This is a genomic window from Akkermansia sp. RCC_12PD, from assembly GCF_036417355.1.
Lineage (GTDB): Bacteria > Verrucomicrobiota > Verrucomicrobiia > Verrucomicrobiales > Akkermansiaceae > Akkermansia.
Map to the genome: position 1 here is coordinate 2,916,852 of NZ_CP143889.1, position 24,529 is coordinate 2,941,380.

20 protein-coding genes are annotated in these 24,529 nt (G+C 57.1%); 12 read left to right on the forward strand and 8 right to left on the reverse strand.

The window, feature by feature from the left end; all coding sequences use genetic code 11:
• Window positions 1-11 precede the first annotated feature (11 nt).
• Window positions 12-2,066 carry a methylmalonyl-CoA mutase family protein gene (locus V3C20_RS12300; protein ID WP_130082668.1) on the reverse strand — a complete coding sequence of 685 codons (2,055 nt, stop codon included), beginning with the start codon at window positions 2,064-2,066 and terminating at the stop codon, window positions 12-14.
• Between the two features lie 202 nt (window positions 2,067-2,268).
• Between V3C20_RS12300 and V3C20_RS12305 the strand changes: the two genes are divergently transcribed.
• The 6 genes from V3C20_RS12305 to V3C20_RS12330 are packed head-to-tail and all read left to right on the forward strand — an operon-like array spanning window position 2,269 to window position 10,497.
• Window positions 2,269-4,881, forward strand: coding sequence for a hypothetical protein (locus V3C20_RS12305; RefSeq protein ID WP_130082667.1), 2,613 nt, complete (start codon window positions 2,269-2,271; stop codon window positions 4,879-4,881).
• A complete protein-coding gene (locus tag V3C20_RS12310; RefSeq protein ID WP_130082666.1) occupies window positions 4,878-5,588 on the forward strand; it encodes a hypothetical protein in 711 nt (236 codons plus the stop codon). The genes V3C20_RS12305 and V3C20_RS12310 overlap by 4 nt, the downstream gene beginning before the upstream one ends.
• Window positions 5,589-5,594: 6 nt before the next feature.
• The gene (locus tag V3C20_RS12315) at window positions 5,595-6,608 is read left to right on the forward strand and encodes a prenyltransferase/squalene oxidase repeat-containing protein (RefSeq protein WP_192907197.1); all 1,014 of its coding nucleotides are present in this window, start codon (window positions 5,595-5,597) and stop codon (window positions 6,606-6,608) included.
• Complete coding sequence (locus V3C20_RS12320) at window positions 6,598-7,623, forward strand: prenyltransferase/squalene oxidase repeat-containing protein (RefSeq protein ID WP_238623744.1); 1,026 nt, start codon at window positions 6,598-6,600, stop codon at window positions 7,621-7,623. The genes V3C20_RS12315 and V3C20_RS12320 overlap by 11 nt, the downstream gene beginning before the upstream one ends.
• Window positions 7,613-9,055, forward strand: a complete 1,443-nt coding sequence (locus V3C20_RS12325) for a hypothetical protein (RefSeq protein ID WP_130082665.1) — start codon at window positions 7,613-7,615, stop codon at window positions 9,053-9,055. The genes V3C20_RS12320 and V3C20_RS12325 overlap by 11 nt, the downstream gene beginning before the upstream one ends.
• Window positions 9,056-9,069: 14 nt before the next feature.
• Entirely contained in the window at window positions 9,070-10,497 is a 1,428-nt protein-coding gene (locus V3C20_RS12330) for a hypothetical protein (RefSeq protein WP_130082664.1), read from the forward strand.
• Between the two features lie 85 nt (window positions 10,498-10,582).
• Here V3C20_RS12330 and proC read toward each other — a convergent pair whose 3' ends face one another.
• The 3 genes from proC to V3C20_RS12345 all read right to left on the reverse strand — a co-directional run bounded on the left by proC (window position 10,583) and on the right by V3C20_RS12345 (window position 12,979).
• Window positions 10,583-11,389 carry a pyrroline-5-carboxylate reductase gene (proC, locus tag V3C20_RS12335; protein WP_130082663.1) on the reverse strand — a complete coding sequence of 269 codons (807 nt, stop codon included), beginning with the start codon at window positions 11,387-11,389 and terminating at the stop codon, window positions 10,583-10,585.
• Window positions 11,390-11,477: 88 nt separating this feature from the next.
• A complete protein-coding gene (locus V3C20_RS12340) occupies window positions 11,478-12,050 on the reverse strand; it encodes a DNA-3-methyladenine glycosylase I (RefSeq protein ID WP_130082662.1) in 573 nt (190 codons plus the stop codon).
• A gap of 11 nt (window positions 12,051-12,061) precedes the next feature.
• Window positions 12,062-12,979, reverse strand: a complete 918-nt coding sequence (locus V3C20_RS12345; RefSeq protein ID WP_149873731.1) for a hypothetical protein — start codon at window positions 12,977-12,979, stop codon at window positions 12,062-12,064.
• 55 nt (window positions 12,980-13,034) lie between these two features.
• On the opposite strand from V3C20_RS12345, the gene V3C20_RS12350 reads away from it, so the two are divergent.
• From V3C20_RS12350 to V3C20_RS12370, 5 genes are all read left to right on the forward strand, one after another.
• On the forward strand, window positions 13,035-14,036 hold the full coding sequence (locus V3C20_RS12350; protein WP_149873730.1) for a hypothetical protein: 1,002 nt from the start codon (window positions 13,035-13,037) through the stop codon (window positions 14,034-14,036).
• A 70-nt stretch (window positions 14,037-14,106) separates the two neighbouring features.
• Entirely contained in the window at window positions 14,107-15,156 is a 1,050-nt protein-coding gene (locus tag V3C20_RS12355; RefSeq protein WP_130082659.1) for a serine/threonine-protein kinase, read from the forward strand.
• 114 nt (window positions 15,157-15,270) lie between these two features.
• A complete protein-coding gene (locus tag V3C20_RS12360; protein WP_130082658.1) occupies window positions 15,271-15,741 on the forward strand; it encodes a hypothetical protein in 471 nt (156 codons plus the stop codon).
• Entirely contained in the window at window positions 15,647-16,294 is a 648-nt protein-coding gene (locus V3C20_RS12365; RefSeq protein ID WP_149874302.1) for a hypothetical protein, read from the forward strand. Before V3C20_RS12360 ends, V3C20_RS12365 begins: the two co-directional genes overlap by 95 nt.
• Before the next feature lie 2 nt (window positions 16,295-16,296).
• Window positions 16,297-17,397 (forward strand): hypothetical protein, encoded by a 1,101-nt coding sequence (locus tag V3C20_RS12370; protein ID WP_330935390.1) that lies wholly within the window; start codon window positions 16,297-16,299, stop codon window positions 17,395-17,397.
• On the opposite strand, the gene V3C20_RS12375 is transcribed toward V3C20_RS12370, so the two are convergent.
• A complete protein-coding gene (locus V3C20_RS12375; protein WP_130082655.1) occupies window positions 17,315-18,778 on the reverse strand; it encodes a tryptophanase in 1,464 nt (487 codons plus the stop codon). The two genes, V3C20_RS12370 and V3C20_RS12375, sit on opposite strands and share 83 nt — an antisense overlap.
• Window positions 18,779-19,255: 477 nt before the next feature.
• Between V3C20_RS12375 and V3C20_RS12380 the strand changes: the two genes are divergently transcribed.
• Window positions 19,256-19,765 carry a M15 family metallopeptidase gene (locus tag V3C20_RS12380; protein WP_130082654.1) on the forward strand — a complete coding sequence of 170 codons (510 nt, stop codon included), beginning with the start codon at window positions 19,256-19,258 and terminating at the stop codon, window positions 19,763-19,765.
• Here V3C20_RS12380 and V3C20_RS12385 read toward each other — a convergent pair.
• The 3 genes from V3C20_RS12385 to pheS form a co-directional block, all read right to left on the reverse strand.
• Entirely contained in the window at window positions 19,755-20,777 is a 1,023-nt protein-coding gene (locus tag V3C20_RS12385; protein WP_130082653.1) for a DUF4105 domain-containing protein, read from the reverse strand. The genes V3C20_RS12380 and V3C20_RS12385 overlap by 11 nt on opposite strands.
• A gap of 64 nt (window positions 20,778-20,841) precedes the next feature.
• Window positions 20,842-23,361, reverse strand: a complete 2,520-nt coding sequence (pheT, locus tag V3C20_RS12390) for a phenylalanine--tRNA ligase subunit beta (protein ID WP_130082652.1) — start codon at window positions 23,359-23,361, stop codon at window positions 20,842-20,844.
• 18 nt (window positions 23,362-23,379) lie between these two features.
• A complete protein-coding gene (gene pheS, locus V3C20_RS12395) occupies window positions 23,380-24,405 on the reverse strand; it encodes a phenylalanine--tRNA ligase subunit alpha (protein WP_130082651.1) in 1,026 nt (341 codons plus the stop codon).
• Window positions 24,406-24,529: the final 124 nt, after the last annotated feature.

Here is a 24,529-nt window from a genome sequence, read left to right on the forward strand (position 1 = left end):
TGGTAAATGGTTTAGAGGCCGATCTTGTTCTGAATGGCTTCAATGGTGTTGTAGCAGTTGGCCCTGACGTGGATGAAGATGTCCACGCCGGCTTCCTTGAACGCTTCCACATGGTCCGCCGGATAACCGGCGAGGGCCACCATCATGTCCGGCTTGATTTCCCTGAGCGCCTTGCAGAAGGCGGGAACGATTTCCGGATAGGTGTCGTCCGTGGAGCAGATCACACACACGGCGCAGCCGCTTTCCGCGGCGGCCCTGGCCGCCTCTTCCGGAGTCGGGAAGCCGGACGGGTAAACCACGTCCAGACCGCCTGCGCGCAGGAAGTCGCGGGAGAAGTCCGCACGGGCCTTGTGCTGGCGCAACGGCCCCATGTTGGCGAAGAAGACCATCGGGCGGGTTCCCTTTTCCTCCACCCAGGCGTCGGCCTTGGCGAGCAGGGATTCAAAGCGTTCCGCCAGGCGGCGCTTCGGCAGGGCTTCAATTTCCAGCGGTCCGCCGCACTTGCAGTCCGCGCCGGCCGTGAGGGCCTTGTTGATGAGGCAGGTGGAGAAGCCTTCCTCCGCGGCCTTGCAGACGGAATCCACGCACATTTTCACGTCGGGCAGTTCCACGTCCGCATTCTTGCAGCAGCCGTGGCCCTTGGAGGCGGAACAGGAGGAGCCTTCCGGCACTTCCAGCTTCTTTTCCACCAGGTTGACGTACTGGTTGACGCCCACGATGGACTGGCGGCGCTGGTCGGCCATTTCATACCGCTTGGCGGCCGTGGCGTTCACGCTCTTCTGGATGGAGCCGGACTGAAGGGCCTTGATGATGCCGCCTTCCTTTTCAATTCCCTGGAAGACGTCCCAGATTTTCCGGGAGACTTCGTCCGTCAGGTTTTCAATGTACCAGGAACCGCCGGCGGGGTCCACCACCTTGTCCAGGTTGCATTCGCCCAGCAGGATCAGCGGGCAGTTGCGGGCGATGCGGCGGGAGAATTCGTCCGGCATGCGCACGGCCGCGTCGAAGGGCAGTACATCGATGCTGTCCACGCCGCCCATAATGGCGGAGAAGGCTTGGGCGGAACCGCGCAGCAGGTTGACCCAGGGGTCCACCTTGGAGAGGGTCCAGAAGGAAGTGCGGGCATGCAGGCTGATTTTGGCGGCTTCCTCGCTACCGCCGCATTCCTTGACGATGAGGGCCCAGAGTTCGCGCAGGGCGCGGATTTTGGCCACTTCCAGGAAAAGGTTGGCCCCGATGGATACGGTAAAGCGCATGTGGGCGGCCGCTTCATCCACGGAAATGCCGCGTTCTTCCATGGCGCGCAGATAGGCCACGGCGGTAGCGAGCATGGCTCCCGCTTCTTCAAAGGCGGAGGCGCCGGAATCCGCATAGGGAAGCCCGCTGACGCCGATGGTCTGGAAGGCGGGCGCATTGGCGATGGCCCACTTGGTCATCACGGCCATCTGGTCATAATAGGCGCAAATGCCCTTGCCGCCGCAGAGGGAACCCTTCATCACGGCCTTGCCGACCGGGTCGTAGAGAACGCCGCCCCGGAGGCCGGCGGTGTCGAATCCGGCGGATTTGTACGTGTTCAGGAACATGGAAAGCGTACCCAGGCCGCAGGAGCCGGGAGTGATGTAAACGGGCAGCTTGTCCAGCGGGAGGCCCTTGAGGGCGGTGTCCCAGGCCGCCTGCTTGCGCAACTTGAGGCCGCATTTGCAGTTGAGCTGGACGTTCACGGCGGTCAGGCCGCGTTCCAGATCGTGCAGGATTTTGCTGTTGAAGTCTTCCGGAGTGGAGGCGGGAATGCTCTGGGCGATTTCGCAGGGCTTTTCCACATAGCCCAGGGCGCGGGTTCCGCGGCGGTACGGGAACTGCCCGGCAGGCATGACGGGAGAGTGCTCGTCCCACTTGTTGTAAATGGGATGCAGCGTGATTCCCTCCACGAGCTTCGTGAAAAGTTTTTTATCAAAATCAGCCCCCTTCAAGGCAGCGACGGCTGCCTCACGCCATTCGGCGTATGTGGCTGGTGCGAATTCTCCGAAGTCGATCTCCGGATCCGTTGTTTTGTTTCCCTTTTGCATGGCGAAGTCAATGGGTAAGGCCTAATATGTTGGTTTTTAATTGCGCAAACCAGGCCAGATTTAAAGCGCAGAGTTATTTTAGAAAATCAAATTATAAAGTCCAGCGTGAAAAACACAAGAGGCCCAATGAAGGCGAATTTGCCCTATCACGTTCGGGAAGCTTGCAAAAACAGCATAAAAAGAGTAGATACAGGGTTTAAGCATGCCGACCTCACCTACCGTCAAACTCCCTGTTCAACTAGTCAGGCAGCTCCAGGCATTCCGCCGTCGCCTCAGAACGGTAAAAATACTGGAAGCTATCTGCCTTGCCGGCCTTGCCGTCATCCTCTCCTATGTGTTTCTGTATGTTTCCGACCGCGTTTGGGAAACACCGCCCACGCTGGGATGGATTCTTTTCATCTGCGCCGTGGCGGGATTGCTGACCTTCATTCCGTGGTGGAGCTTCCGGTGGGTCTGGCAGCGCAGAACGGCCGCCCAACTGGCGCGCCTGATCGGCAAAAATGATGCGGCGCTGGGAGACCGCCTGCTGGGGGTCATTGAACTGGACTCCGAAATGTACGGGCACCAATACAGTTCCGAAAAGCTCAAGGAGGCGGCCATGGAACAGGTGGCACGCGAAGTCGCCGGACAGGACCTGACGGTCAACATCCCCAGGCCGCGGCACAGGATTCTGTTCCTTCTTCTTTCCATTCTGGTTCTCTGCACGGGCGCCCTGTGCATCGTCAGCCCGGAAGCGGCGGAAAACGCCCTGCACCGCTGGCTTCAACCCTTCAATCCTCCGGAACGCTACACCTTCACGCAACTGGATCCCTCCCCCGACACCCTGGTCATCCCCCTGGGGGAAAGCCATGCATATGAACTCAGGCTGGCGGATTCCACCAAGTCCCGCCCGGAAACCGCTCATTACGTTTTCGGAAACAGGATGCGCCAGCAGGCGAGTCTGGAGGACGGCGTTTACAAAGTACTCATTCCACCTCTCCAGCAACCGGACAGGCTTGAATTTTCAGCGGGGGACGTCGTGCGCCGCATGCGCATCGTGCCGAAGGCGCGCCCTTCCCTGATCTCCGCCGCGGCCGCGGTGGCCTATCCGGAATACATGGGGCGTCCGGATGGACGGGAACCGATGAGGGCCGGAGTCGTTTCCGCGCCGGAAGGCTCCACGCTGACGCTGGAGGTTACCGCCTCCCAGCCGCTGGCTTTCGCCGCCACGCCCCAGGGAAAGCCCCTGCGCGTGGACGGCAGCAAGGTGATCATTCCCTCCATTCTTCTGGGGAAAGATCCTCAGGAAATAGAGCTGACATGGACGGACCAGGACGGCCTTGACGCCGCGCAGACCGTGAAGGTGCGCCTGGAACCCGTTGAGGACAAGCAGCCCTCCGTCTACCTGAGGGGCGGAGAAAACGACCGCCACGTGCTGGAAGACACCAGCATTGAACTGGAAGTGGAGGCCGCGGACGATTTCGGCCTGCGGGAACTGGGCGTGGAGTGGCAGGGAGAAAAGTCTTTTTACGAGGAAGAAAATCCGGACGGAGAAGCGGCGGCTCCGGAGAAAGCCGGCAAGACCGTTCCGGGACTGCACGGGGAAAAGGTTCTGGAAACGGGCGATCCGACCCGGACCGGATTGAAGGGAACCTTCCTGTTCCAGGCCAGGGCCCTGAAGCTGTCTCCCCAGCGCGTGGTCGTCCGCGGATTTACGCAGGACTACAAGCCCGGCGGCAAAAGAGTGTATTCGGAACCCATGGTCATCATCGTCCTTTCCAAGTCGGAACATGCGCAGATGATTCGCAATGAACTGGAACGCATCGTCAGCGAGCTGGAAGGAATGATCCGCCGCATGGACGCCATGACGGACGAGGCGAAACGCCTGAAAACCCTGGAAGAAAAGGAACTCAGGAATACGGAGGGCCAGCAGAGGCTCCATGCCCTGGCGGATGAGGAACAGGCCAACCGAAGGGAACTGAATGAATTGATCAACCGGTCCGAAACGCTGTTCAAGGAAGCCTCCCGCAATACCCAGATCGATCCATCCGGAATGAAGGAGTTCATGAAGGGAATTTCCATGCTGAAACCCGTTCCCGACAGTGCCATGAAGAACGCCCAGAAAAAATTCCGGGATTCTACAGCGGAGAACAGCACTCCGCAGGAAAGCCGGCAATCCCTCAACGGGGCGGAAAGCGACCACTCCGACGCCACGCAGGCCTTGAAAGACGCCATGAACCAGCTTTCCAAGTCCGCCCAGGACATGGAAGCCAGCACCTTTGTGGCCAGGCTTCTCCAAGCGGCCTACAAGGAAGATTTCATTGCCCGCTCTCTCGCCGGCCAGCTCAACACCGTTGTAGGTATGACCATGGAGGAGCTGGACCCCTCCACCCGCCGGGAAATGGAAACCATTGCCACCCTCCAGAATGCCTCCACACAGGACATAGGCTGGATTCTGGAAGACCTCAATTATTACAAGTCCCGCACGGAGGAACGCATTTACAGCGACCTGTACAACCAGATGAACGCCTTCTCCCTCCGTGAAAAGCTGGACCTGGTGCACGGAAACATTCTGAACTCCATCACGGCGCAGTCCATTGACGAATCCCACCTGTACGCGTCCACCCTGCGCCACTGGGCCAAGCTGATAGACGACTACAAGAAAAGCCGCGGCGGAGGCGGAGGCGGCGGAGGCGGAGAAGAAGAATCCATTTCCGACGCCGACTTCGAGTTCATGCTGAAAATCATCCGAATGATCCAGCAGGAACAGGACATCCGCATGCGTACCCGCGCCGCAGAAAAGGAACACCGCAAACTCAACGCACAAACCCCATGAATACTGTCCGCCTGCCAGTCATTCTTCTGGCCCTTTCGACCTTTTCCCTGCCCTGCCTGGCCACTCCGGAGGGACAAACGATTTATACCGCCAAGCACAAGGAAACGGCGGAAAAGCTGGCCGTCCAGCAGGACGAGCTTCAGGCGGACACGTCCGACCTCATCATGGGAGAAACGAATGAGGAAGTGGTCGACCTCCTGAAGAAATGCCGCCATGCCATGAACGACGCCGTGGACCTCCTGGAGAACTACAACACGGGAGGCCCAACGCTCGCCGCCCAGTCGGACGTCATTGAACTGATCTACCTGGCAGCCAAGGCCAGAATGAGCATGCCGGGAGGGGGCGCAGGAGGCAAACTGCCCAAATTCGGAGAAAATGGAATGAAACCGGGCAGCGAGGCCCTGATGAACATGCTCCGGCAGCTCCTTGGCATGGACAGTGAATCCCAATCCATGCAGCAGGGGGAAAGCGAAGGAGAGGGAACAGGAGAAGGACAAGGAGAGGGCCAGAACAACCGGGGCAACAAACCGGGAAAAGGAGCCGACGGAAAGTCGGATATGGCTTCCTCCCAGGAAAGGGGAGTTTCCAACCCAGACACGGCGGTGGAAAGCCGCTCCGTCCCCAAATCCACCGGGATGTCTGCAGATGACATGCCCGCCGAATTCCGCAAGGCGCTGGACGCCTATAACAGAACCCTCCAGAAGTAGCAAAAGATGAACACGCATTCTGCCGGAGCATTTCTGCTATTCTTTTTCTGCGTCCTGACGGCAGGGGGAGCCGATCCGCGCAGGGATGTGGCTGGCATCATGCCGGTCCGCACGGAAACGGTGCCCGTGCAGGTGGAATCCATGTATCTGAAAGGCCTCAGTTTTTTACAAAACGCCCAAAAAGCAGACGGTTCCTATGAAGACAATGAAGGAAGGCAGCCGGGCATCATCGGTTTCTGCCTGATGTCCGTTCTCGCCCACGGGGACGATCCGAACGCGGGGCCGTACGCCACCATGGTGCGCCGCTGCCTCAACTATATCCTCTCCAAACAGAACAGCGGCTCCGGCTATATAGGTGACACCATGTACAACCACGGATTCGCCACCCTGGCGCTGGCGGAGGCCTACGGCATGGTGCGCGACGACCGCATAGGCCCCGCCCTCCAGAAAGCCGTGGCCCTGACGCTGACCGCCCAGAAGAAGAACAAGACGGGCGGCTGGCGCTATGCTCCGGATTCTACGGATGCGGACAGCACGGTAACCGGATGCCAGATCGTCTCCCTGTACGCCGCACGGAACGCGGGCATTCCCGTGCCGGACGAGGCTTTTGAACGCGGCCTCAAGTACATGGCCTCCTGCCGCGACAACAAAGGAGGTTACGGCTATACCGGACCGTCCGGTCCCCGCGTCACCCTTACGGCCATCGGCTCCCTGACCTTGTCCCTGGCCCGCCAGAAGTCGGACCCGTCTTTCAAAGCCTCCCTGTCCTTCCTGAAAAAAAATCTTAATTACCGGGATTCCTTATATCCATTCTACTTCGAGTACTACATGTCCCAGGCTCTGTTTCATGCAGACCAGCCCCTCTGGGAAGCCTGGAACCATAAAAACATACGCTACCTCCAGGCATCCCAGACGTCCAACGGTTCCTGGCTGAGCGACAGGGGAAGTTCCTATGCCACCTCCCTGGCGCTACTTTCAATTGCCTTGAATTACCGTTTCCTGCCCATTTATGAACAATAAGCACACCCGCACTCTTTCCATGAAAAAAGCCTTTTGTTTCCTGTTGATTGCCTTGGGAATGGCGATCATGCCGCAGTCTGGGATGGCCCAGTCTTCCCTGCGCACGTCTTCCCCGGTGCCTCCACAGGTGGAGCTGATGTACGTCAAGGGGCTCAGATACCTCCAGAACGCCCAGAAAACGGACGGCACCTATGAAGGCACCTACGGCCAGGAGCCGGGCATCATCGGTTTCTGCCTGATGTCCGTTCTCGCCCACGGGGACGATCCAAATGCGGGGCCGTACGCCACCATGGTGCGCCGCTGCCTCAACTATATCCTCTCCAAACAGAACAAAAGTTCCGGTTACATAGGAGATTCCATGTACAACCACGGATTCGCCACCCTGGCGCTGGCGGAGGCCTACGGCATGGTGCGCGACGACCGCATAGGCCCCGCCCTCCAGAAAGCCGTGGCCCTGACGCTGACCGCCCAGAAGAAGAACAAGACGGGCGGCTGGCGCTATGCTCCGGATTCTACGGATGCGGACAGCACGGTAACCGGATGCCAGATCGTCTCCCTGTACGCTGCACGGAACGCGGGCATTCCCGTGCCGGACGAGGCTTTTGAACGCGGCCTCAAGTACATGGCCTCCTGCCGCGACAACAAAGGAGGTTACGGCTATACCGGACCGTCCGGTCCCCGCGTCACCCTTACGGCCATCGGCTCCCTGACCTTGTCCCTGGCCCGCCAGAAGTCGGACCCGTCTTTCAAAACCTCCCTGTCCTTCCTGAAAAAAAATCTTAATTACCGGGATTCCTCCTACCCATTCTATTTCGAGTATTACATGTCCCAGGCCCTTTTCCATGCGGATCTGGACATTTGGAAGGAATGGAATTATAAGAATATGCGGTATCTGGGCGCTTCCCAGGCGCCCAACGGCTCCTGGCTGTCCGACTATTCCCCGGCCTATTCCACGTCCGCCGCCCTCCTCTCTCTCGCTCTCAACTACAGATTCCTGCCCATTTATGAAAAATAGGATACGCTTTGCACTCCTCCTGGCCCCCGCCTGCCTGCTGCACGCGTGGGCGGTCCCTACCGTCGATGTGGTGATGGAAGACAATTACCGCCTCCGCGGAGAAATCGTCTCTTTCGGGAAACAGGGGCTGGTTATTAGGCACCCGTCCGTGCGCCAGAACGTCTCCATTCTGCCCTCGGAAATAAGAGCCGTCTATTTCACGGATACTGCCCCTCCCGACCTGCGGGCCAGGGACAAGATTTTCATCTCCACGGGACACCGGGACATCATTCCGTGCAATATCACTTCCATCTCGTCTGACAAAGTGAAGTACCGGGATATGTTCGGCACCTACCGCTCCATTCCGCGCAGCCAGGTGGCCGGCTTCCGCCTGGGAACTCTCCAGCAGAAGGGATTCTGGCAGGAGCCCCTGGTATTTGACAACAGCTGGCTTCATTCCGGAGACAATGAGAACGACTACCGCATCCAGTCCGGAAGAAAACTGATGAATGCCATGAACCCGAAGCTGGACGGAGACAAGTACCATTACAAGTTGTCCAACGGCAACTATCCTACCTGGGTGCCACTGTACAAGAGCATCGGGCTGGACCCTTCCTCCTTCACCTTCCGAATCGCCCTGACAATGGACGGCAGCAGTGACCGCTCCGGCATTGTCTTCTGCTTCGGCGGCAAGGAAAACGTCACGTTCAGGTCCAACTCCGGCAGCAGCCTCAACAGGCTCATGCTCAGCATTGCCCCCGGCAAATGCACGTTGCTGAGAGAGCAGAAATCCGGTATCCTCCTTTTGGGAGAGGTGGACATTCCGGCCCCGAAAATGACGGCGGGGATAGATATCAGGCTGACTTCCTCCCGGCACGAGAACAATGAACAGGTTTACGAACTGCTGGTGGGGGACATGCCGCCCAAGCTGATCAAGGATCCCTCCCCTCCCGAACAGCAGCTGGAAGGGGACGCCTTCGGACTCCAGATGGAAGGGCATATCTCCCTGACCATCTCAAAGCTTCAGCTTTCCGCCATTTCCCTGAGCGCCAAGGCCCTGACCAAGAACGGCAGCCAGGGGACGGATCTGGTCGTGACGAAGGAGGAGGACGCCATTCCCGGCTCCGTCAACAGCTATAATGACAGGGACAAAATACTGAACCTCTCCACGGATAAGGAATATCCCGGCGTTCCAAGGGAGCTCTCCATCCCGGCCAGATACCTGGACACGGTCTTTTTCGCGGAACCGGAAAAACAGGATGTCGTCCGGGATGAAGCCCGCCACAGCATCCAGATGAAAGACGGTTCCCGCCTGCACGGCGACATCCGGAGCATCGACTCCGGAAAGGTCGTTCTTCAGCATTCCCTGCTGGGCCAGGTTTCCCTGCCGCTGAAAAACATTATCCGCGTGGAATTCCTGAATTCCGCCCAACCCTCCCGCTCCACTCCCTGACAATGAGCCCGACCATGAAACAAACCCGCCTGTTGTTCCTGTCCGCCAGCGCCCTTCTGGCCGCAGTCCACTTCCCCGCCTCGCGCGCGGAAGGCGTCATCACGCTCAAATCCGGAGAAAGCCTGCCCGGACAGATAGGAACCCTGCAGGGCCAGTACCTGAACATACAGTCCAGAATCCTTTCCCGCCCGGTGGATATCAAGTTGGAGGAACTGGACCAAATCACCTCTTCCGTGCCCCTGTCCGTTCCGGAACAGTTTTCCATCATCAGGCTGGAAAACGGTGACGAGTTATACGGCACGCTCAAATCCCTGGACTCCGAAAGCCTTCAATTGGAAACCTCCTGGGGCGGACTGCTTCCCGTCAACAGAAGCCACGTGCGGTACATCGGCTTCGACAAGCAGAAAGCCTATCTGCGCAATGCCACGGCATCCCTCCAAGGATGGACATCCACAGGCAATAGCATGCTGCCGGAATGCCGCAACGGCTCCTGGATCATGCGCGGCTCCAACAATACGGAACTGCAAACCAAATTCGACATGCCGTCCCGGCTGCATGTCCAATTCTCCGTTTATCACACCAATTCTTTCCGAGTCCATGTCTTCCTGTGGAACGACGCTAATTCCCAAAACAAGGTGGAACTGACCGTTTCCCTGGAAAAGGCGGAGCTGATCAAGATCAGCTCCGGTTATCACAAGACCATAGGAAGAGTCAAAAGGCAGACAGAAAGGAACTGGTACGCTGACAAGGGGATAAAGCGTTCCGACGTGCAGTTTTACGCAGACCGGGAAAAAGGGAATTACTACCTTTACCTCAACGGGAAACAGATCGCCCGGTGGGAAGAAGGCAAGGAATTGCAGAACATCTTTGACAACGAGGAAGCCGATGAGAAGGAAGAAGCCGGAAAAGATGCCAAAACCCGCGAATTCAAGCCCGGCAACCACTTTGGCATCCGCGGCTACGATTCCCAGAACATGGCCCTGACCAACATGAACGTACTGGAGTGGAACGGCGCCCTCCCCTATCCTCCGGAGGAACAGGACATCGTCGGTAAATACGATAGGGAATCCTCCACGGACAAGGTGATGCTGGTGAACGGGGACGTACTCCGCGGCAGCATTTCCCTTCAGGAAGACGGCAGAATCCGTGTCAAGTCCGGCCTTTACGACGTCATGGTGCCGACCTCCAGGGTGCGTTCACTGAACCAGAAGAAGGAAGATGAGAAAAAAACGGCGCAGGACAATTCCGACGTGCGCGTTTTTCTGGCCGACCAGAGCATCGTTTCCATCAGACTGGACGCCGTCAGGGACGGCCGACTGGAGGGGCATTCCTCCGCACTCGGCAAAGTCAGCATCCCTATCCAGTCCTTGCGGAAAGTCCTGTTCAATCTCCAGAGTCCGGAACTTAAAAAACAGCGTGAAAATCCGTTCCTCGGCAGGTAGCTGCTTTTCGGGGAAAAAGGCTGCATGGTACACCCTTCCTTGCTACTCCGACGCGAAAAAACGTTACGGAGCAGTGCCGGAAAACCTAATTCCCCTCCATCTCCTCCGCACGACGCACGGCTCTTTTCACGGCCTGAATCCACGCATTGCGGAAGCCGCATTCATCCAGCGCATTCAGGGCGGCAATCGTGGTGCCGCCGGGGGACGTGACAGCATCTCGGAGAGCCATAGGATGTTCTCCCGTCTGTTCCACCATCAGGGCGGATCCGAGCATGGTGCCGGCGGCCAGTTCCAGGGCCGTTTTCCTGGGCAGGCCCATGGCCACTCCGGCATCGGAAAGGGCGTCCAGGGCCGTGAACATGTAGGCGGGACCGCAGCCGGAAATGGCGGAAACGGCGTTCATCCGGGATTCCTCCACCTTGAAAACGGAGCCGCAGCCGGACAACAGGCGGCGAGCCGCTTCTTCATCCTCATCCGTGACGGCTGTTCCCGTACTGTAGGCAATGACCCCGGAAAGCACCATGCATGGGGTATTGGGCATGGCGCGCACGATTCGCGTTCCATCGCTGGCGCAGGCTTCCATGTCATCCAGGGAAATGGCGGCGGCTATGGATATCAACAGCGGCAGCTCTGCGCCGCGCTCGGAGAGGGAGGAGATAAGAGGCAGAATTCCATGCGGTTTCACAGCCAGGATAAGAACTTCCACCGCATCCGCCGCGACTGCCTCCGTGGGCGCCTCATGAACGCCGGGGTATTCCTCCTGAAGGGCCTGCACGTTTTCATGGTGGTGGTCGTACACCCAGACTTCTTCCGGAACCACTGCTCCGGCTTTCAGCATGCCCCTCAGCAGGGCTCCGCCCATTTTTCCCAGTCCAATGATACCTGTTTTCATGATTGAAGATTTTTTAAGGTCAAAAACACAAGAGATTTATAGAAAATAAAATACTGGTTACGATCATAAAATTGAAAGGGAACGATGATCAATTCCCTTTGCAGAAGCAGCCTTCCACATGGTCATTCACAAAGCCTGCTGCCTGGAAAAAAGCGTAGCACATCGTTGAACCGAAGAATTTGAATCCCCTTTTTTTCATGTCCCTGCTCATGGCATCCGACTCGGGAGATGTGGCGGGGATTTGGCTCAGGGTCTTGAAATTGTTTACAACAGGCTGCCGTTTCGGGAAGAATGACAAGACATACTTGTAGAAACTGCCAAACTCTTTCTGAATATCCATAAATAATTTTGCATTATTGACCGTGCTATTGATTTTCAGCCGGTTTCTGACGATTCCGTCAAATTGCATCAACCGATCGATGTCTTCTGGAGTCATTTGAGCTACTTTCTCCACATCAAAACCGTGAAAGGCTTCCCGGTATCCTTCGCGTTTCCGGAGGATAGTAATCCAGGCTAATCCCGCCTGGGCGCTTTCAAGTACCAGAAATTCAAACAGGATCTTGTCATCCGTAACGGGTTTTCCCCATTCTTCATCATGGTATTTTACATATAGTTCGTCTGTTCCTGCCCAGCCGCAACGTGCATTGATGATGTCTTCCATACGTCTCCAGGTTAAAATTCCTTTTTTCTGAACAGCCATGCGGCCAGCGTCATATGAAAGACGAAGTAGCCCAGCGTAATCAGCGCCAGACTGCCGAAGAGGGAAAGGGGAATTACCTGCCCGTTCAGGGCGGAATCCGTCACGGAATAAATCTGGAAATTCGGAAAAATGAGGGAGAAGAGCTTGCCGCCCATTACCTCCCACCAGGACAGGCCGCCCGTTCCGGAGCCCATCCACATGGAGAGCGCCTGTGTCTGGAACAGGCCCGCCAGATAAACCATGAACGTCAGCAGCGCGCTGATGATGGTGCCGTTGGTAATGCAGGACATCAGCAGGGTCAAGGAGGAAAGAACCACGAATTCGCACATCATCACGCCCAGTCCCACCTGGACGTTCCAGGTAGCGCCCTGCAGGCGTATCCTGTCCAGATAAGGCTGCATTTCCTCCACGGTATAACGGCCTTTCAGGGCGGCCATCTGTTCGGCCACGACCGTATCCGTGCGGAGCCAGAGCACCAGTGTCATGACCGCATCCATCAGTAGCACGGCAATCAGCGTCAGGGCCAGCACCCCCAGCACCTTCCCCATCAGGTAGTCGATGCGCGGCACGGGCTTGCACAGGATGGTGTACAGGATGCGGTCCTCCGCATCCTTGGGAATGATCAGCGCCGTGGCGGCCACGCAGAAGAACAGGCCGAACACCCGCATGGCTCCGTACGCCGAGTTTTTCAGCAGGACAAGTTCATTGATTCCCCCCGTTTCCGGCCCCAGCACCTCGCTCAGCCGGAAGGAACTCAGGGCCAGCAGAGCCAGGGCAAACAGCCCAAGGAAAAGAAACACCTTCATGCGGACCAGCTGCGTGAAGGTGGTACCGGCGATTACGGCCATGCGCCCGGGCGAAGGTATATAACCGGAGGTAATCCATGCCATGCGGACCATTTTGCCGGATTCCTCTTTAAATAAAAGAGCTTTTTATTTCATGTGCATGAACTCCTTCCTTCTTGAAGAAAACGCCGGCGCGTGGTCTCATGGAGCGCAGATGAGTTTACGATCCCAACTGGAAGAATTGCTGCCGGAGCTTTTGCCGTCCGATCCGGCCCAGGCCATCAAGGGAACCGAACTCATACGCCTGGTACGGCTGAGGCTGGGCGAAGAATATTCCGACGCCTCGCTGCGTTACCATTTTTCCTTCATGGCCTCCGATCCTGATTCGGAAATCGCCAAGGTAGAGCGCGGCCAGGGCTATTACAGACGCCAGCGGGACCGCGGCGGCAAGTCCGCCGCCAGAGGGCTTCTGCCCCTGTTTCTGGGGGAAGGAGAATCCGACGCGCTGAATTGCCGCGCCAGGGCTCTGGCGCTGGCCGTGCGGCAATACGATACCACGGGGCGCGGGGTCTTCGTTTTCAGCACCAGTGAAACGGGCTCCTCCTGGACGAAACCGGACCTGGCCGTCGTGGAATGGCCGGAAGGGGAGTGGGAGGGAAACGCCCTGGTGTTTGACAGGAGCGCTCTGGAACGCCGCCGCATGATCGGAGCGCCCATGATGGGCATCCGGGGCGTCTGCGTCGCCTGCATGCCGGAGGGGGAAGAGGCCAGGAAGGAATTTTTCCGTACCCTGGCCACGTCCCGGTGGGCCCAGTGCGGGGAACTCGTTATCGTCGGAGAACTGCCGGACGACTCCGAATGCGCGGAACTGCGCGGACTGGCCGCCGAGTTCGGCGTGGGCGTGATCTGCCTGGAAATTGCGGAAGAACGCCTGTGCGAGCTGCCGGGAGCGGAAGAAATTTTCAAGGCAGGGGACGAGGAATGCGCCTCGCTTCTGGCGGAGCTCACCCCCATCCGCCTGGCCGCAGGACGCGTGAAAGCCCTGGAAGCGGACACAGGGGAGACACTGGGAGGGGAATTCGGTGCCCTGTTCGACTGGCTGGCCGCCTGCCTGGAACGCGGAAGCGTGGAGGAGTACGAGTTCAGAGTCTCCTGCTACTGAACAAAACAGAGAGATTCTTGACAGAGAGACCTTATTGAATTAAAGATTTTCCCGCCCCCCATTATCCCTCATGGAACAAGAAACTCTGGTTTATCCTCTTGCAGACAATACCGTCCTGCAAGGCAAATACACGATCCTGAATGTACTCAACGCCGGCGGCTTCGGCATCACCTACCTGGCGCTGGACAATCCGAATTCCCGCTATGTGGTCATCAAGGAATGCATGCCTGACGCCTATGCCTACCGGGACATGGAAACGGGTTTCGTCCACCCGCGGGACGAGCAGACCGCCGTCAACTTCGCCCAGAGCATTTCCAACTCCCGGCAGGAGGCATCCGTGCTGGCCCAGCTCAGCCACCCCGGCGTCGTGCAGGTGTTTGACATGTTTGACGCCAACGGCACCTGCTATTACGTCATGGAGAATATCCAGGGGCAGACTCTGTTCGATCTGATGGCTGCCATGCACGCTACCGGGCAAAGCATGGAGCCGGCCCGGGCCACGGACCTGCTGTTCCGCCTGCTGGATATCCTGCACTACCTGCATTCCATGGGCGTGTACCACTGCGACATCAAGCCGGGCAACATCTTCATCCAGCCGGACGGCACACCCAAGCTGATCGACTTCGGCGCGGTGCGCACCAAGACCCTCCAGCACCAGGGCCTGGTCCAGATCACTCCCGGCTACACGCCTCCGGAATTCTATCCGGGACGCCGCAGCGAAATCGGTCCCTGGTGCGACATGTACGAACTGGGAGCCACCTTTTACGAATTGCTCACGGGCCAGGTTCCCCAGGCCGCCGACCAGCGTTCCGTAGTGGACCGCAATCCGAAAGTGACCAGTTATGCGATTCTCCGCCAGACGTACCCGATGAATTTCCTTTCCGGGATAGACAAGGCGCTTTCCCCCGACGAACGCAACCGCTTCCATTCCGCCAAGGCATGGCATGACTACATCAACGCCATGGGAGCGGCGGGAACCCTGAAAGCGGGGGGAGTGGCCAGAAAAACCCTTCCAAAGGCGCAGAAAAAGTCATCCGCCGGGACCGCCTTTCTGATCATCCTCCTCATTGTGGGGGCAGTTCTCTGGGTCTGCTGGAAACAGGGGCTGATCCAATTTTAAGTCTTATTCAGACTAAATAGCCCAGAAAAACAAAAGCCTCTTCTGTTTTTACACAAGAGACACAACTTCTTTTAATATTGGAAAATATGCTGTTTCATTCTATTTTCTGCCTGCATGACAACTATGTTTTCCCGCCTAATATACTATCTCAGTAATAACCGGATTACAATACGGTCTATTTTTCTGGTTCTTATTCTATTTTTCCTAGGACCGATAACCCGAGCAGAAGACACCGAAAGCGAATGGGCAGAAGGTCTTGAAATCGTATCAAAGACGGAACTTCATTCCGCAAAATTCAACATGGGAATCAGCGAGGATTCCGCAGAAGATGACCTGAAACGCCAAACTATCGGAATTGGAGAAACAATCACCATCAGTTTGGAGGCAAAACCAACCTTGATGGGAGATCCTAAAAAACTGGAATGGATCGTTACCGATGAAGAAGGTGCGTTGATTCTTCCTGAAAAAATGAAAGGAATCACATCTTTCGATGCTCAAGCCAAACCAACAGCAGAAAAAAAACGGACAGGTTACGGTGACAGTAAAAACAGAAGAGGGGTTAGTATCCAAACCGTATTCTCTTAAAATTGTCATCCCTGAGGGAGCGAAGGCTAAAAAGCTCCAGGAAGGCCAGGACACTCCTCCTCAAATCCAGGAACAAATGCCGGGAGTCCCCTTTGCTTCAGCCTGGATGATTGTCCAATTAACTATTTATCCTCTTGACGTAAATTTCTCAAAAATGAAAATCAAGGAAATAGACGAAGGATATGTCAATTCCCAGCACAATAAAAACAATCGTCCACCACATACCCCCAATCCCAAGCCCGTGGAAATTCAACAGACTAAACAGTTTAAGGATGAAATAGCTCTTGATTTGCCGATTACCAAAGATCAATTAAACATTCTGGACAAGGAAAACCCAATGACATGGGGACACAAATGCTGGTTCAGGTTAGTGCCGGCACAATCAAACGGTAATGATCCGGAGTTGTGTGCGGGAGCCGTCCGCAGCGTTATGAATTGCAGTATTTCCAAAACAAATAAGGATATTGCAATAGAAATCGATAAATTTCACTCTGAGAAAAATCCGGTCAAGGTACAAAAAACAACTCCTATTCCAAATAATTTAAATAACTGATCATGAAAAGTATTTTTTTCATTTTGCTTGCTCTGGGTATGGCCAAACCAATAAACGCCGATCTCGTCAAGATCAAGACCGTTCATCCTGCCCCCATTCATCCAGAGCCTGCCAAGCTCTATCCCGTCAAGCTTGATCCAGCCCTAAAGCCGCCGTCAGCCTTAAAAAATCTCCCCCTGCAACCTGAAGAATTCAAAGAATTTGATAAATTACTCGGCCAGGGAGATATAAAGAGCTTCTACAATGTAGCTGAGAAATTATACAGAAAAATCGGTTGTATAGATGAGACTTCCACCAGTAAAGAACTGATTTCATATCACTTGTGGCTCTTCTACTATTTGGGAGCGGCTCCTATTGGTTATCAGGATCTGAGTCGTCCTTCCAAGGAAAATATTCCTCCTTTCATCGGTTCCAAAAACGACATTCTGTTAAAGCATTGGATATTTGATTCCATGCTTTTCCTGGATCATTCAAAGATCGCATCAAAACTTGATATTCGAGAAAGAGAGCTAAATCTTCTTACTGCATCCTATGCTTCATCCTACATCAAGCAGTTCCGTTCCGTAGCCAATAACGGGTTCAGCGATATATTCCCGACGGAAGACAAGATATTCGGGAGAGAATATATCCGGGGACAGTTCGAAGCGCGCAGACGTTACAGTGACATGTATGTCACTGCCCAAAACCGTCAGTTAAGTGCAAAATCCAATCTGGAACGCATGGAAAAACTCTGGATGACGGTTCTGATAAAGCATTTTCCCAACAGCAAAGCGGACATTCTTAAATTCATACGCATGGCAGGGTACCGGGACGGCGAAATGGTGGATCTGTTTGACAGGACAGTGGGCTGCGGACCACAGACAAATTTCATCTACAAGGGATTCCGGAAAAAACGACTTGCGCTAGCACGTCTTTTATCAAAAAAAACGGAAAATACTTTTTTAAATTATCTTTCTTTAAAAAACAAAGCCGGATCCATGGATCCGGCTTTGTTCATTATTCCAGTAGATCGTAGATTTTTTACAGGCTTTCTCCGAAGTCCTGGCGGTACTTGGCGGCCAGTTTTTCAGGCCAGTCGCTCTTGGCGCGGAGCTTGCCCATGAAGAAGCGCAGGACGGGCGGTTCTTCCACGAATTCCAGGCCGCCGATCAGTTCCCGGTTGTCGTAGAGCCATTTCATCCGGTCCGCCGTGTACTTGACCTGGGACAGCGTGAAGACACGGCGCGGGAAGGCCAGGCGGAGAAGTTCCACATCTGCCAGAACGTCGTTGCCGTTCTCGTCCCGGACGCTGGAGAGCGTGCCGCGCTCCATGCCTCGCACGCCGGAGGCGATGAAGAAGGCCGCCGCCAGCGCTCCCGCGGGATAATCCTCCTGCGGAATGTGGGAAAGGAAGCTGCCCGCGTCAATATGGGCGCCCAGGCCGCCCGCGGGAGTCACGCAGGGAATGCCCATGTCCACCATCTGGCCGATGAAGTATTCAATGAAAGAGGGGCTCTGAGAGATCACCGTCAGGTCCGTGGTTTCATACAGGCCCACGGCCATGGCTTCAATTTCGCGCACGGAGATGCCGCCATAAGTCAGGAAGCCTTCAAACAGGGGAACAAGATGTTCCATTTTTTTGGCGATGGCGGGATCGTTCGTGCAGATGCCGCCGCCGCGGGAGGAGGAAACCTTGCGGGCGGAGAAGTACACCAGTTCCGCCAGACTGCACATCGTTTTCAGGATTTCCGCGCAGGAACTGTCCTTGAATTCGTCCTCCCGCATCTTGATGAAGTAGGCGTTTTCACCGATCAGGGAGGCGTCCAGCACCATCATGATGCCGTGTTCGTCACAAATCTTGCGGATTTCCCGCATGTTGGCGATGGAGAAGGGCTGGCCGCCAATCAGGTTGGTGGAGGCCTCCATGCGGACAAAGGGAATCTTGTCCGCGCCGTGCCGGGCGATGCAGTCGCGCAGCTTGTCCGGGTCCAGGTTGCCCTTGAACGGATTGGAGCTGACCGGGTTCACGGCGTCATCCGCCACCAGTTCCTCGATTTTGCCGCCGTTCAGGTCGATATGGGCGTGGGTAGTCGTGAAATGGTAGTTCATGGGGACCACGTCGCCGGGCTTCACGAAGGTGCGGGAAATGATGTTTTCGCAGGCACGCCCCTGGTGCGCGGGAAGAAGATATTTTTTGCCGAATACATCCTCTACGGCCTTCTTCAGACGGTCAAAGCTCTGGGAACCGGCATAGGCGTCGTCCGCACGGAACATGGCGGCGATCTGGTTGTCGCTCATCGCGTTGACGCCGGAATCTGTCAGCATGTCCAGATAAACGTCATTCGTACTGAGCTGGAAGGTGTTGAAACCCGCTTCCCGTGCCGCTTCCAGGCGTCGCTCCACGGGTACGAGGTGCAGCTTTTGGACCACGCGGACCTTGTGCAATTCCAGAGGAATCTGCTCTCCATTGTAAAATTTGACAGAGTTGGATGTTTCTGAATTCATGAAGGAAAGATTTTAGCAAAATTTCTTTTCCGTGCAAATCAAATTCGACAGGAAGGAAGGCATCCCGCATCCTGTGACCGGCTGGCAGAAACGGTGCGGGGAGCGGCTTGAAAATGCCTCTATTCCGTAGTGGAGGGAATGGAGGGAGCCGGTTTCAATGGCGGGGAAAATTCTTCCGCAGCTCCGCAAGAGGAAATTTACATCCATCCGGGACCATTTCGCGGCACAAACCCCATAAAAACAACATAATATTTTAAAATATAAATATTTGAAAACATTTTTCACAAATAATTACGCCAATGGATGCGGCGGACAACACCTTGGGACAGGCAGCAATGCCTCCGGGGGAAAATCTCTGGTTCCAGGCAGGAACGATACCTATTTTTAAAACCTATGAAAGAATTATGGAGATTGATTCAACAGAATGTAGGTGTTGACGGGGACGGAATTCCCGGGCCAAAGACGGCGCGGGCCCTCATGAAGAAGCTGGATATCCAGACTCCAGCCCATGCGTGGCCCAGCCAGGCTGAGGTGCGTTCAGGAAATTCCATGTTCGGCCGCGCAGGAGACGAAAGTTCCCTGACGAATATCAGACTGCCCTATGTGATGCGCATTGCCTGGGATACGGAGAGGACCGTTTCCACCATGCGCTGCCACAAGATGGTTGCGGAATCCCTCACCCGCATTTTCCAGGCGGCGCTGGACCATTACGGCATGGAGAAAATCAGGGAAATGGGCCTGGATTTGTACGGCGGCTGCTTCAACGACCGCGCCATCATCGGCGGCAAGGCCACGTCCATGCACGCCTGGGGCATCGCCGTAGATATGGACCCGGACAGGAACGGCCTGAACATCCATTCTCCAAACGCCGTTTTTTCCCGGCCGGATTATGCCGCATTCTGGGAAATCGTGGAAGCGGAAGGGGCTGTTTCCCTGGGCCGTGAGCGCGATTACGACTGGATGCATTTCCAGTTCGCTACTCTCTGACCGCAGCGGCTTGATCCGCATTCCATCCTTCCTCCCAGCGGCGGCGGAGCCGGTCCCAGCCCTCCCCTTCCCGGCCATGGCCCAGAAAGGAGCGTTTTTTGAGCTCCTGAAAGCTTTCGCCGGGGAGGTGGAGGAGTTCTCCGCGGTCATAGGCATCCTGGTCGCACATGCCGTTGAAAAGAGGAGTCCATTGCCAACGGCGCACGCCCAGGTAGTCCTTGAAGGTATCCACCAGTTCCGTCGTGCAGTTGGCCGTTACGGTGTTGTAGTAGCGCGGCCGGGAATGGAAGCCGTTGATTTTTTCCACAAAGCCCAGAAAAGCCTTTTTCAGGTCGTCCCTGCCGATGTTGATCCGGTACAGGTACATGTCTTCCTTCCTGTAGGTGGTGCGCAGGGCGAAGAGGTCTTCCTCGTCCGCCAGGATGTAAATGATATTGAATTGCTTGTAGAGGCCCCGTATGGTTCCCTGCTCCACTCCCTCAGGCAGGCGCGTTTCCGCGGAAAGGGCCAGGTGCTTCCCGTCCTCAAAGCCGAAGGAGAGCATGGTGTGAGCCACAAATTCCATCCCGTCCCAATGGCTGACGGCAAAGTCCAGCGTGGAGAGCTTGTCCAGGTCGAAACGGCGCGTGACATAGCGCGCATCAAAGTCCTGTTCCGTGCGGTAGATGAAGTTGCGCACATTTGTCACGACCACTTCATTTCCGTTGATTTCCACGGAAGGAAGGCGGCTCCAGGAGGGCTGCCATTCCTTGTCGTTCGTGGCCGGGATGCACAGGTAATACACCAGAAGGAGGAGCAGAATTCCCCAGGAGGACCACCAGGCAGCCGGATACCGTTTCCGGAAGGCAAAGGCGCAGGCCATTCCGGCTACATACAGCCATACCAGCACGCAGCCGCCCCATACGTTGTAAAATACCACGCCCGCCGCCCAGAGAGCCACGCCGAACCATGCCGCGTACATCAGGATGCGGGCGGTTGCCGGTCCGGCACGGCGCAAGGAGGACAGGTTCATGGGAGGAAGCAGGGAAAAAGCCGCGCGCTCCGGTTTCCGAAACACGCGGCCCGCCGATAAGGATTTATCTGAAGGAAAGACCTTTCACCTTGTCCGTCAGGGATTTCAACACGCGCTGGTGCGCGGCGTCCACTTCCGCGGCAGTCAGGGTCTTGGCCGGGTCCCGGTACAGAAAGGTGTAGGCGATGGATTTGCGGTCCGAGGGCAGTTTCTGTCCGGAGGGGTCCGTAAATACGTCAAAGCAGGAGTAGCTGACGAGCAGTTTTTCCCGGGCGGCTTCAATGGCCTTAACGATGTCCGCATTGGGCGTGGAGAGGGGCAGTTCCATGGCCGCGTCACGGGAGGATCCGGGGAACTGGGGCAGTTCCGCAGCCTTGACAGGTGCGGTAAGAATTTCCTGCATCTTGCGCAGGTCCAGTTCCGCCACGTACACGGGCTTGTCCAGTCCCAGTTCCCGGCAGCGCGCCAGGGACAGGCGGGCGAAGTAGCCGCAGGCCTTCCCGTCCAGCTGCACATCCGCACCCAGGGCGGCCTGCTCACGGGGTTTGGCAGGCGTCAGTGTGAAGCGGCGACCGGGGGCCAGAACTTCCATCACGGCCAGCAAGTCTTCAAAGGAGGACTGCTCCGGCCTGGGGTCCGCCCAGGAGCGGGGCGACCTGTCCCCGGAGATCAGGATACCGAGCGTGTCTGTTTCAATGTCCCTGCCCTTGCCGCCGCCCGTATTGCGGAACACGCGGCCCAGTTCAAAGAAGCGCAGCACGGAAGCGCCCTGGTTGCTGTTGCGCACGGCTGCGGCAATCAGGCCGGGAGTGTGAGCCGGGCGCAGGACGGAATGGTCTTCGCTGAGCGGAAGGGCCACGCGGATGATGTCGCCTTCCTGAAGGGGACGCACCGGCAGGGCGTCCTTCACCTGGGCGATGGAGCCGTCCGCAGACTCGGAAGCGATGAGCTTGATGGTCTGGGTTTCATAGAAACCCAGAGCGGCCAGCTTCCGGCGCAGGCGCATCTGGAAATTATAGGCCGCGTCTACCGGGGATTCCGGCACGAAGGGGCCGCAGAACCGGGAGGGAATGCCGTCCAGCCCGAAGACGCGGACGATTTCCTCCAGCAGGTCGCAGGAACGGGTGAGGTCCAGGCGGTGGGGGGGGATCAGCCAGTATTCCGGGGCGTCCGGAACCTGCATCAGGCCCAGCCCCGTCAGGATGCGCGCTCCTTCCTCATGGGAAATGGAACCGCCGGAAATCTGGTCCAGGGCCTTCCAGGGAAGCTTCACGAAGCCCAGTTCATTGGTCACCGTGGCGCCCTTCCCCTGTTTCAAGGACGGAAAAATGGCGGTGGGACCGTCCGGATGTCCGCAGGAAGGCATGCACTCATGGGCGGGATTCGGCACGGGAGCCCCGGCCACATACGTTTTGGAGGCCGTGCCGCCCGCCAGCCGGAGGATCAGTTCCACGGCGCGCACGGAACCGCGCAGGACATTCCAGGCGGAAGTACCGCGTTCAAAGCGGTAGGAGGAATCGGAAGAGAGGGCCAGCCTGCGGGACGTGGCGCGCACGGAAGAAGGCTTGAACCAGGCGGATTCCAGAATAATGTCCGTAGTGGCGTCCGTCACTCCGCTTTCTTCCCCTCCCATCACGCCGCCGATGGCAAGCACCTTGCCGGACTGGTCCGTGACGACCAGATCCGTACAGTTGAGCGTGTATTCCTGGCCGTCCAGAGCCTTGAAGGTTTCTCCTTCATAGGCGGTCCGGGTGACGATGCCTCCCTGCACTTTCGCCGCGTCAAAGGCGTGGAGGGGCGTGCCCTGCTCATGCAGGACGAAGTTGGTGACGTCCACAATGTTGTTGATGGGGCGCAGCCCGATGGCAACCAAACGTTCCTTCAGCCATTCCGGGCTTTCCTGCACCTTCACGCCGCTGATTTTTACGGCCGTGTAATACGGGTTGATTTCCGGCTGGTCCAGGCGCACGAAGTCCCCGGCGGGTTCCAGCTCCACTTGGATGTCGTCAATCGGGACGGGGTTGTATCCGCGGCCTGAGATGGCGGCCAGTTCAAAGGCCATGCCGTTGTGGGAGAGCAGGTCCGGACGGTTGGGCGTCACTTCCACTTCCACGATGGTATCCGCTTTCACGACCTGGGAGATGGGCATGCCCACTTCCAGCGCCTGCGGCAGTATCCAGAGGCCGTGCTCCTTGTCCGGCAGGCCCAGCTCGGAGGCGGAACACAGCATGCCGCGGGATTCCACGCCGCGCAGCTTGCCCACCTTGATTTCAAAGTTGCCCGGAAGAACCGCGCCCGGCAGGGCGCAGGGCACCTTGTCGCCCACCTTGTAGTTCTGCGCTCCGCACACGATCTGGTGTAGCGTGCCATCGCCCACGTCCACCTGGCAGACTTTCAGGCGGTCCGCCTGGGGGTGCTGTTCGGCGGAGGCCACGCGCGCCACTACCACCAGGGGGGAATCCACGCCCTGCTGGCGGATGTCTTCCACCTCAATCCCGGCAAAGGTCAGCATGTCCGACATTTCGTCCACGCTCAGACCGGCCAGGTCAATGTACTGGGAAAGCCAATTAAGGGAAATTTTCATATCTGGATAAGGTAAGATTTATTGGAATTGGGCGAGGAAGCGCACATCGTTTTCAATCAGGGCACGGATGTCCCGGATGCCCCAGCGGATCATGGCCAGGCGGTCCAGGCCGATGCCGAAGGCGAATCCGGTCAGCCCCGTGTAGCGGGCCTGGACGCCGGGTTCCAGCCCCAGCTCGCGGTCCACGGCTTCAAAGACATTCGGGTCCACCATGCCGCAGCCGGCGATCTCCACCCAGCGCGGTTCCTGGCCGTCCACCTTCAGCTTCACGTCAATTTCAAAGCTGGGTTCCGTAAACGGAAAGAAATGGGGGCGGAAGCGCACTTCCGTATCGGAACCGAAGAGGGCGCGCAGGAAGTATTCCAGCGTTCCCTTGAGGTCACCCACGGAAACGTCCGTATCCACATACAGCCCTTCAAGCTGGTTGAAGGCGGAAAGGTGCGTGGCGTCAATCTCGTCCCGGCGGTAGGCGGAGCCTGGGGAAATCACGCGCACAGGGGGCGTCTGCTTCTCCATGGAACGGATCTGGACGGTGGAGGTATGCGTGCGCAGCAGCTTGCCGGAATCAAAGTAAAATGTGTCCTTTTCATTACGCGCCGGGTGGTCCGCCGGAGTGTTCAGCGCGTCAAAGCAATGGAACTCATCCTCAATCTCCGGGCCATCCGCCAGCGCGAACCCCATGCGGCGCAGAATGCCGATGGCCTCGTCCCGGACGATGGTCAGCGGATGCAGCCCCCCAAGCGGGAGGGAACGTGCAGGAAGGGTCAGGTCCACACCGGCTACGGCCTCCCTGTCCGCCAGGGCCTGGACTTCCACGAGCTTGGCGTCCAACGCTTCAGTAATCGCCTTGCGGGCGTCGTTGAGCAGCTGGCCTACGGCGGGTTTTTCCTCCCGGGGCACGTCCTTCATGCCCGTCTGGGCCATGGTCAGCTCCCCTTTTTTGCCGAGGATGGCGACGCGGACATCTTCCACGCCACGCCTGTCAGACACCTGGGCGATGCGCGCCAGGGCGTCCCGTTGAATGCGTACGATCTCTTCCTTCATAAAATTTGACGGGCAATAGATTACCCGTCCTCCCCGCCAGCGTCAAGTCCTTCGGACGGCGGGGTAGCTCCAAAAAACAAAAGGACCGGACCGGAAATGTGAAGGAACAGCACCCCTCTCCATC

Bases quoted from the DNA above. Each gene is read 5' to 3' on its own strand.
- V3C20_RS12300 (WP_130082668.1), bottom strand. From the start codon at position 2,066: ATGCAAAAGGGAAACAAAACAACGGATCCGGAGATCGACTTCGGAGAA.
- V3C20_RS12305 (WP_130082667.1), top strand. From the start codon at position 2,269: ATGCCGACCTCACCTACCGTCAAACTCCCTGTTCAACTAGTCAGGCAG.
- V3C20_RS12310 (WP_130082666.1), top strand. From the start codon at position 4,878: ATGAATACTGTCCGCCTGCCAGTCATTCTTCTGGCCCTTTCGACCTTT.
- V3C20_RS12315 (WP_192907197.1), top strand. From the start codon at position 5,595: ATGAACACGCATTCTGCCGGAGCATTTCTGCTATTCTTTTTCTGCGTC.
- V3C20_RS12320 (WP_238623744.1), top strand. From the start codon at position 6,598: ATGAACAATAAGCACACCCGCACTCTTTCCATGAAAAAAGCCTTTTGT.
- V3C20_RS12325 (WP_130082665.1), top strand. From the start codon at position 7,613: ATGAAAAATAGGATACGCTTTGCACTCCTCCTGGCCCCCGCCTGCCTG.
- V3C20_RS12330 (WP_130082664.1), top strand. From the start codon at position 9,070: ATGAAACAAACCCGCCTGTTGTTCCTGTCCGCCAGCGCCCTTCTGGCC.
- proC (WP_130082663.1), bottom strand. From the start codon at position 11,389: ATGAAAACAGGTATCATTGGACTGGGAAAAATGGGCGGAGCCCTGCTG.
- V3C20_RS12340 (WP_130082662.1), bottom strand. From the start codon at position 12,050: ATGGAAGACATCATCAATGCACGTTGCGGCTGGGCAGGAACAGACGAA.
- V3C20_RS12345 (WP_149873731.1), bottom strand. From the start codon at position 12,979: ATGGCATGGATTACCTCCGGTTATATACCTTCGCCCGGGCGCATGGCC.
- V3C20_RS12350 (WP_149873730.1), top strand. From the start codon at position 13,035: ATGAACTCCTTCCTTCTTGAAGAAAACGCCGGCGCGTGGTCTCATGGA.
- V3C20_RS12355 (WP_130082659.1), top strand. From the start codon at position 14,107: ATGGAACAAGAAACTCTGGTTTATCCTCTTGCAGACAATACCGTCCTG.
- V3C20_RS12360 (WP_130082658.1), top strand. From the start codon at position 15,271: ATGACAACTATGTTTTCCCGCCTAATATACTATCTCAGTAATAACCGG.
- V3C20_RS12365 (WP_149874302.1), top strand. From the start codon at position 15,647: ATGCTCAAGCCAAACCAACAGCAGAAAAAAAACGGACAGGTTACGGTG.
- V3C20_RS12370 (WP_330935390.1), top strand. From the start codon at position 16,297: ATGAAAAGTATTTTTTTCATTTTGCTTGCTCTGGGTATGGCCAAACCA.
- V3C20_RS12375 (WP_130082655.1), bottom strand. From the start codon at position 18,778: ATGAATTCAGAAACATCCAACTCTGTCAAATTTTACAATGGAGAGCAG.
- V3C20_RS12380 (WP_130082654.1), top strand. From the start codon at position 19,256: ATGAAGAAGCTGGATATCCAGACTCCAGCCCATGCGTGGCCCAGCCAG.
- V3C20_RS12385 (WP_130082653.1), bottom strand. From the start codon at position 20,777: ATGAACCTGTCCTCCTTGCGCCGTGCCGGACCGGCAACCGCCCGCATC.
- pheT (WP_130082652.1), bottom strand. From the start codon at position 23,361: ATGAAAATTTCCCTTAATTGGCTTTCCCAGTACATTGACCTGGCCGGT.
- pheS (WP_130082651.1), bottom strand. From the start codon at position 24,405: ATGAAGGAAGAGATCGTACGCATTCAACGGGACGCCCTGGCGCGCATC.